Raw genomic sequence first — 7,578 nt, 5'->3', positions numbered from 1 at the left:
GGCCGGGCTGGGCCGGCCGGGACGGCGTCGACCACGCCAGGTCGGGTGGGACGGCGTCGACCACGCCAGGTCGGGTGGGCCGGCGTCGACCACGCCAGGTCGGGTGGGCCGGGTCGGGCGGGCCGGGGCAGCGCGCTGGGGACGTGTTCACCGAGTCGCCCACGGGTGTTCACCGGGACAGGGGCCGTCGGTCGAGTGGCAGGACTATCCCTGTCACGCACACACCCTCCCGACGAAGGACCCCGATGCGCAGGCTCCTGATCCTGGCTCCCACCACCCTCACCGTGCTCGCCCTCGCGGCCTGCGGCTCGACCGCGAGCGCCTCGCCGTCGGCCTCCGCCACGGCCGGCTCCGACGCCATCTCCACCGCCGCGGTCGACGCGGGCTCGTGCGGCAGCACCGTCGCCGAGCTCGCCGCCTCGGCGAAGAAGGAGGGCGCGATCAACCTCATCGCGCTGCCCGACACCTGGGCGAACTACAAGGGCGTGCTCGCGTCCTACACCGACATCTACGGCGTCAAGACCACCGTCGCCAACCCCGACGCCTCCTCGGCCGACGAGGTCACCGCCATCACGACGCTGCGCGGCCAGGCCGGCCAGCCCGAGGTCGTCGACGTCGGCCCGTCGTTCACCAGCCAGCTCATCTCCCAGGGCTACGCCGACACGTTCAAGCCCAGCACGTGGGACCAGATCCCCGCGGACCTCAAGGACCCCAACGGCAAGTGGGTCGGCGCCTACTACGGCCTCATGTCGATCGGGGTGAACACCACCCTGGTCAAGGACGCCCCCACCACGTGGGCCGATCTGCTCAAGCCCGAGTACAAGGGCCAGGTCACGCTCAACGGCGACCCGCGCGAGGCCGGTGCCGCGTTCGCCGCGGTGATGGCCGCGTCGCTGGCCAACGGCGGCTCGTTCGACGACATCACGCCCGGCATCGCCTACTTCGCCAAGCTCAAGGCCGAGGGCAACCTGCAGACCGTCGACGTCACCGAGGCCAACCTGCTCTCCGGCGAGGTCCCGATCGCGCTCGACTGGACGTACAACTTCCCGGCCGTCGAGAAGTCGATGAAGGACGCCGGCTTCGACCTCACGTCGACCGTCCCGTCCGACGGGGTGTACGCCAGCTACTACGCCCAGTCCGTCGTCACGCAGGCCGCGCACCCGTGCGCCGCCAAGGCGTTCGTCGAGCACCTGACGAGCGACGCCGGCGCCCTGGCCTACCTCGAGGGCGGCGCCATCCCGGCGCGCTACGCCACCCTGGTGAAGGAGGGCAAGGTGTCCGCCGACCTGGCCGCCAAGCTGCCCGACGCGAAGACCATCGCCGGGATCACGTTCCCCACGCAGGCCCAGATCGACGCTGCCAAGGCGGTCCTGGCCACGCAGTGGGGCCCGCAGGTCGCCGACAAGTGACCGACCTGACCACCGTGACCGCCCGCCGTCGTACGACGGCGGGCGGTCCGCCCCGGGTCGCGCAGCAGCGCCGGGGGCTCCCCCACCTGGGCGCGGTCGCCGCACTCACCCCGTTCGCCCTCTTCCTTGCCGTGTTCCTGCTGTGGCCGATGGCCGCGGTCGTCTGGCACGCGATCACCCCGAACGGGGTGCTGGGCACCAGCGGGCTGGTGCGGGCGGTGTCCGGGCCGTACCGCTCGGCGTTCGTCAACTCCTTCGTGCTGTCCGGGGCCTCGGCCGTGATCGGCGGCGTCATCGGGCTGGTGCTCGCCCTCGTCGTGCGCGACCTGCGCCGGCCTGCCTGGATCGCCCCGGCCACCGACGCGTTCAGCTCGGTGGCCTCCCAGCTGGGCGGGGTGCCGCTGGCGTTCGCGTTCATCGCGACGATCGGCACCCAGGGGCTGCTCACCAAGGCTCTCTCGGCCGTCGGGATCGACGTGCGGTCGGTGTTCTCGCTGTCCTCCCTGGCCGGGATCACGTTGGTCTACCTCTACTTCCAGATCCCGATGATGTACCTGGTCGTGGCCCCGGCCGTCGGCGGGCTGCGGCGCAGCTGGCGGGAGGCGTCCGAGCTGCTCGGCGCCGGACCCGTGCGCTACTGGCTGACCATCGCCGGCCCGATCCTGGCGCCCAGCGTGCTCGGCGGGATGGTGCTGCTGTTCATCAACGCCTTCAGCGCCTACGCGACCGCGTACGTGCTCAGCTCGAGCACGTCGCTCGTGCCGCTGCAGATCCGGTTCGTGCTGCAGGGCAACGTCATCACCGGCGAGCAGGACCTGGGCTACGCGCTGGTCACCTGGACCGTCGTGCTCATGGGCGTCGGGCTGGTCGTCATGCAGCTGCTGCAGCGCCGCGCCGCCCGTTGGACCGCGGCATGACCGGGCGGCTGGGGCGCTCCGGACGCTGGGTGTTCCTCGTGCTGCTCGGGCTGTACTTCCTCGTGCCCCAGCTGGCGATGGCCCGGTTCGCGTTCCAGAACGTGCCCGTCGTGCTGCTCGGCCCCGACACGTTCTTCTCCAAGTGGTCGTTCGACGCGCTCGGGCAGGCCCTCGCGGAGCCGGCGCTGTGGCAGGCGACGGGTGTGTCCGCGGTGCTCGCCGTGCTCACCGTCGCGCTCACGCTCGTGCTGCTCGTGCCGCCGACCATCTACGTCGAGGTGCGTGCACCGCGGCTGCGGCCGTGGCTGAGCGCCGCGACCCTCGTGCCGTGGGTGATCCCGCCGATCGCGCTGGTCGTGGGGGTGGCCGCCACGTTCCGCGCCGTCGCGCCCGGGTTCCTGGCGAGCACCGCCTCGCTCGTGCCGTTCTACGCGGTGTGGGCGCTGCCCTTCACCTACCGCGCGCTCGACGCCGGGCTGCGGGCCATCAACGCGCGCACCCTCGTGGAGGCGGCGACCTCGCTCGGCTCGTCCACCGCGGGCGCCGTCGTGCGGGTGCTGCTGCCCAACCTCACCGCGTCGCTGGTCGCCGCGGGCGGCCTCACGACGGCGCTCGTGCTCGGGGAGTTCGCGTTCGCCTCGCTGCTGCTCAAGCAGACCCTGCCGACGTACCTCGTCGACTTCCAGCGGTCGCAGGCGCGCGCCGGGATGGCGCTCGCGCTGGCCGTCATGGTGCTCACCGCGCTCGCCCTGGCCGCCGTCGTGCGGCTGCTGCGCCGCCGCGGGCTCGGCACCACCACCCTTGGCCTCTAGGAGCCACCGTGTCCGACCTCATGACCGCCCCCGCCACGACGACCGCGGGTGTCGAGCTCATCGGCGTGCGCAAGACCTTCGGGTCGACCGTCGCGCTCGAGCACCTCGACCTGCGCATCGAACCCGGTGAGCTCGTGTGTCTGCTGGGGCCCTCGGGCTGCGGCAAGACGACCGCGCTGCGCCTGCTCGCCGGGTTCGAGCAGCCCGACGCCGGGACCATCACCATCGGCGGCAAGGACATCACCACCGTCCCGCCGCGCCGGCGCGGGTTCGGCATGGTGTTCCAGGACTACAGCCTGTTCCCGCACCTCACCGCCCGGGCGAACATCGCCTACGGGCTGCGGGTGCGCCGCACCGACGCCGCCACCATCACCCGCACCGTCGACGAGCTGCTCGAGGTGACCCGCCTGGCCGAGCACGCCGACAAGTTCCCGCACCAGCTGTCCGGCGGGCAGAAGCAGCGCGTGGCCCTGGCCCGCGCCATCGCCACCCGGCCCGGTCTGCTGCTGCTCGACGAGCCGCTGTCGGCGCTCGACGCCCAGGTGCGCGAGCACCTGCGAGACGAGATCCGGCGCATCCAGCGCGAGCTGGGCGTCACCACCGTGCTGGTCACCCACGACCAGGGCGAGGCGATGGCGATCGCCGACCGGGTCGCGGTGATGAACACCGGACGGATGGAGCAGATCGCCACTCCGCGCGAGCTGTACCGGCGCCCGGCCACGGCGTTCGTCGCCGGGTTCGTCGGCACCGTCAACCGGGTGCGGGCACGCCGCGGGCCGGACGGGTCGTGGTGGGTGCTCGGCGTCCCGGTCGAGGTGGTGGGCGACCTGGCCGCCACCGACGCGGCCGACGACCGGCTCGCCGTCGTGCGCCCCGAGCAGGTCGAGGTCAGCCCGGCACCCGCCGGCGCCCGCGTGGTGGCGCTGTCCTTCCTCGGCGCGGTCACCCGGCTCACCCTCGACCACCCCGACGAGGGGCCGCTGCTGGCCGATGTGCTGTCCGAGAGCAGCGATGCGCTGCGGGTCGGCGAGCACGTGCAGGTCGCGGTGCGCCCCGGTGCGGGTGCCGTGGTGCTGGCATGAGCTGGCAGCCCGGACCGGCCGGTGCCGGCGGCTGGCGCGACCTCGTCGAGACGCCGTCCGCCCCGCGCACCGGTACCCCGCCGCACGGCGACCCGCTGCTCACCCTCGTGCACCTGTCCGATGTGCACCTGTGCGATGCGGCCTCCCCGGCGCGGCAGGAGTACCTCGACCACTTCGGCGACCCGGACAGCCCCTGGGCGGGTCGGCTGCCGGAGATCGGCACCTACCGCCCGCAGGAGATCCTCACCCTCCAGGTGGCCGCCGCCGCCCTGGAGGCCGTCGGACGCACCGCCGTCGGGCCCGTCACCGGTGCCCCGCTGGACGCCGTGCTGGTGACGGGCGACGCGACCGACAACGCCCAGTCCAACGAGCTCGGCTGGTACACGACGCTCATGGCCGGCGGCACCGTGCGCGCCGACGCCCGTGACTGGGTGGGCACCCGCGGCGACGCCCCCTGGTTCTGGCACCCTGAGGGCACCGACACCCCCGACCGCCCGACCACGGCGTACGGGTACCCGCAGGTCCCGGGCCTGGTCGAGGCCGCGAGCGCCCCGGTGCGGTCCCCCGGCGTGGGCGTGCCGTGGTTCGGTGTGCACGGCAACCACGACGGGTTGCTGCAGGGCGTCGTCGTGCCCGACCCGGCGCTGGACGCCCTGGCCACCGGTGCGCGCCGGGTGGTGGACCTGGCGCCGGGGCAGACCCCGCTCGTCATCCCGGAGGCCGTTGCCGAGATCGGCCCGGCCCGGTACACGCACCGCAGCGACTCACCGACCGAACCGGTGCGACCCGACTCCGCCCGTGCCCTCGTCGTGCCCGGGCAGTTCGCCGCCGCGCAGAGTGCGGCGGGTGCCGGCGGGACGCCCGGGCCGGGCAACAGCTGGTCGGCCGACATCGGCGAGGTGCGACTGGTGGCGATCGACACCGTCAACCCGCACGGCGGCTGGCAGGGCTCCATCGACGAGGCTCAGCTCGACTGGTTGGACCGCCGGCTCGCGGAGGCCGCAGGCGGCTACGTCGTCCTCACCTCGCACCACCCGTCGTGGACCCTGGTCAACGGGTACGCACCGGCCGGTGCGGGGCGTCGGGTGCTCGCCGACGAGCTGCTCCGGCTGCTGCTGCGGCACACCGGCGTGGTGGCCTGGGTGGCCGGGCACGTGCACGCCCACACCAGCCTGTGGCACCCGCGCCCGCCCGCGCTCGGGCCGACCGGCGGGTTCTGGGAGATCACCACGGCCTCGCTCATCGACTGGCCGCAGCAGGGCCGGGTGCTCGAGCTGGTGCGTGAGCCCGGCGGGCTGGCGCTGGCCTCGACGGTGCTCGACCACCTGGGCGCGCCGGGCTCGCTCGACGACCCGCTGGCCCTGGCCGGGCTGTCCCGCACGCTCGCGGTCAACGACTACCGGGCGCGGGACGGGCTGCTCTCCCGCGCCGCCGGCCGCCCGCAGGACAGGGACACCGTGTGGCGGATGCCCGACCCGCGCAGTCGGCTGCGCTGACCGGTCCTTGCGACCAGGCCGGCCGCGTCGGACCCTCGCCGCGGCGCCCCGGACCGCGTCGTACCGGGCCGCGTCGTACCGGGCCGCGTCGTACCCGGCCGCGTCAGCCCTGGTCAGCAGGTCGCGAGCCGGTTCTCGTAGATCTCGATCTTGAGGTCGATCGCGGCCAGGTGCTCGGCCTCGCGGGCCAGCCGGGCGCGCACCAGGTCGCGGTGCGCCCGCAGCAGCTCGAGGCGCTCAGGCTCGTTGCCCTCTCCCGCCCGGGCGAGCTCGGCGTACCGACGGACCTGGGCGACCGGCATCCCGGTGGCCCGCAGCCGGGTGAGCATGACGACCCAGGCGATGTCGGTCGGGGCGTACCGGCGCCGGCCGCCCGGGTCGCGGTCCACCGGGTCGAGCATGAGCCCGTCGCGCTCGTAGTAGCGCAGGGTGTGCGCGCTCAGCCCAGTGACGGCCGAGGCCTGCGCGATGGTCAGCCCGGCCTCGGCCGTCACGGTCGACATCAGCGGTGCACCGCGGACATGTCGGGGTACCGGTCGCCCTGCACCTGGTCGGCCAGGGCGGTGAGGGTGGCGAGCTCGTCGGCGGCGAGGCTGACGTCGAGCGCACCGACGTTCTCCTCGACGCGGGCGACGTGCCGGGTGCCGGGGATCGGCACGACGTCCGGCCCCTGCGCCAGCACCCAGGCCAGCGCGAGCTGCGCGGGGGTGACGCCCTTGGCCTGGGCGAGCCGCACCACCTCGGTGACGATCGCCTGGTTGGCCTGCCCCGCCTCGCCGACGAACCGCGGGTTGTGCCGGCGGAAGTCGCCCTCGGCCAGCGCATCCACCTGCAGCCGGCCGGTGAGGAAGCCGCGCCCCAGCGGGGAGTACGCGACGAGGCCGATGCCGAGCTCACGCATCGTGGGCAGCACCTGCTCGACGTCGCGGGTCCACAGCGAGTACTCGGACTGCACCGCGGTGATCGGGTGCACGGCGTGCGCCCGGCGCAGCGTGTCCGCGTTCACCTCGGACAGGCCCAGGTGGCGCGCCTTGCCCGCGGTGACCAGGTCGGCCATCGCGCCCACGGTGTCCTCGATGGGGGTCGCCGGGTCCACCCGGTGCAGGTAGTACAGGTCGAGGCGGTCGGTGCCGAGCCGGTGCAGGCTGCCGTCGACGGACCGGCGCACGGTGAGCGGGCTCGCGTCGTACTGGCGCGCGCCGCCGGCGCCGGAGATGCCGAACTTGGTGGCGAGCACCACGGAGTCGCGGCGGCCGACGAGGGCCTTGGCGACGAGCTCCTCGTTGGTGAACGGGCCGTACATCTCGGCGGTGTCGAGCAGCGTGACGCCGAGCTCGAGGGCCCGGTCGAGGGTGGCCAGCGACGCGCGCTCGTCGTCGCTGCCGGGGGTGGAGGTCGCACCGTAGAAGGCGGACATGCCCATGCAGCCCAGGCCGAGGGCGGAGGTGGACAGGGCGGTTCCGTTCGTGGCGGAGCCGAGCGTGCGGGTGGGGATCGACATGCCCCCACCCTGCGCCTTCGAGTGCACTCGAAGTCAAGCGGTCCGGTGGCGAACGGTCCCCACGGCCGGCCGGGCTCTGGCACCATGGCGCCATGTCCGCGCTGACCACCACCCGTCCTGCCCGCTCGACCGCGTCCGCGGCCGAGCAGCAGCAGGTGGTCCGGCGCGAGCGCACGCACCCACGACCGTGACCCCCGCGGTGGTCTCCGCCCTGCTCGCCGGGATGGCGGCCGGGCTGGCGGTCGCGGTGCCCGTCGGGGCGATCGGTGCCCTCCTGGTGACGCTCGGCGCCCGGGACGGCTGGCGCACCGCCGCCGCCGGCGGCCTGGGGGCCGCGAGCGTCGACGGGGTGTACGCGGTG

Annotated in this window: 7 protein-coding genes; 5 read left to right on the top strand and 2 right to left on the bottom strand. The window is 74.2% G+C overall.

Going from position 1 to position 7,578, the window contains the following annotated elements; all coding sequences use genetic code 11:
• Positions 1-245 precede the first annotated feature (245 nt).
• Genes F2B26_RS13195 through F2B26_RS13175 form a run of 5 tightly spaced genes read left to right on the top strand, consistent with a single transcriptional unit; the run spans position 246 to position 5,716 of the window.
• Positions 246-1,409: an ABC transporter substrate-binding protein gene (locus tag F2B26_RS13195; protein ID WP_159810107.1), complete on the top strand. Its 1,164-nt coding sequence runs from the start codon at positions 246-248 to the stop codon at positions 1,407-1,409.
• Positions 1,406-2,326: an ABC transporter permease gene (locus tag F2B26_RS13190; RefSeq protein ID WP_159810105.1), complete on the top strand. Its 921-nt coding sequence runs from the start codon at positions 1,406-1,408 to the stop codon at positions 2,324-2,326. The genes F2B26_RS13195 and F2B26_RS13190 overlap by 4 nt, the downstream gene beginning before the upstream one ends.
• Positions 2,323-3,138: an ABC transporter permease gene (locus F2B26_RS13185; RefSeq protein ID WP_159810103.1), complete on the top strand. Its 816-nt coding sequence runs from the start codon at positions 2,323-2,325 to the stop codon at positions 3,136-3,138. Before F2B26_RS13190 ends, F2B26_RS13185 begins: the two co-directional genes overlap by 4 nt.
• A gap of 8 nt (positions 3,139-3,146) precedes the next feature.
• Positions 3,147-4,220, top strand: a complete 1,074-nt coding sequence (locus tag F2B26_RS13180) for an ABC transporter ATP-binding protein (protein WP_201292738.1) — start codon at positions 3,147-3,149, stop codon at positions 4,218-4,220.
• Complete coding sequence (locus tag F2B26_RS13175; protein ID WP_159810101.1) at positions 4,217-5,716, top strand: metallophosphoesterase; 1,500 nt, start codon at positions 4,217-4,219, stop codon at positions 5,714-5,716. The genes F2B26_RS13180 and F2B26_RS13175 overlap by 4 nt, the downstream gene beginning before the upstream one ends.
• A 113-nt stretch (positions 5,717-5,829) precedes the next feature.
• On the opposite strand, the gene F2B26_RS13170 is transcribed toward F2B26_RS13175, so the two are convergent.
• Both F2B26_RS13170 and F2B26_RS13165 read right to left on the bottom strand, forming a co-directional pair.
• Complete coding sequence (locus F2B26_RS13170) at positions 5,830-6,219, bottom strand: MerR family transcriptional regulator (protein WP_159810099.1); 390 nt, start codon at positions 6,217-6,219, stop codon at positions 5,830-5,832.
• Entirely contained in the window at positions 6,219-7,217 is a 999-nt protein-coding gene (locus F2B26_RS13165) for an aldo/keto reductase (protein WP_159810097.1), read from the bottom strand. Before F2B26_RS13165 ends, F2B26_RS13170 begins: the two co-directional genes overlap by 1 nt.
• Between the last annotated feature and the right edge of the window lie 361 nt (positions 7,218-7,578).

It is taken from the genome of Cellulomonas citrea, assembly GCF_009829685.1.
GTDB lineage: Bacteria > Actinomycetota > Actinomycetes > Actinomycetales > Cellulomonadaceae > Cellulomonas > Cellulomonas citrea.
This window is presented reverse-complemented; position numbering and strand designations above follow the sequence as displayed.

Excerpts from the sequence above, each read along its gene's own strand:
- F2B26_RS13165 (WP_159810097.1), bottom strand. The coding sequence starts at position 7,217 with ATGTCGATCCCCACCCGCACGCTCGGCTCCGCCACGAACGGAACCGCC.
- F2B26_RS13170 (WP_159810099.1), bottom strand. The coding sequence starts at position 6,219 with ATGTCGACCGTGACGGCCGAGGCCGGGCTGACCATCGCGCAGGCCTCG.
- F2B26_RS13175 (WP_159810101.1), top strand. The coding sequence starts at position 4,217 with ATGAGCTGGCAGCCCGGACCGGCCGGTGCCGGCGGCTGGCGCGACCTC.
- F2B26_RS13195 (WP_159810107.1), top strand. The coding sequence starts at position 246 with ATGCGCAGGCTCCTGATCCTGGCTCCCACCACCCTCACCGTGCTCGCC.
- F2B26_RS13185 (WP_159810103.1), top strand. The coding sequence starts at position 2,323 with ATGACCGGGCGGCTGGGGCGCTCCGGACGCTGGGTGTTCCTCGTGCTG.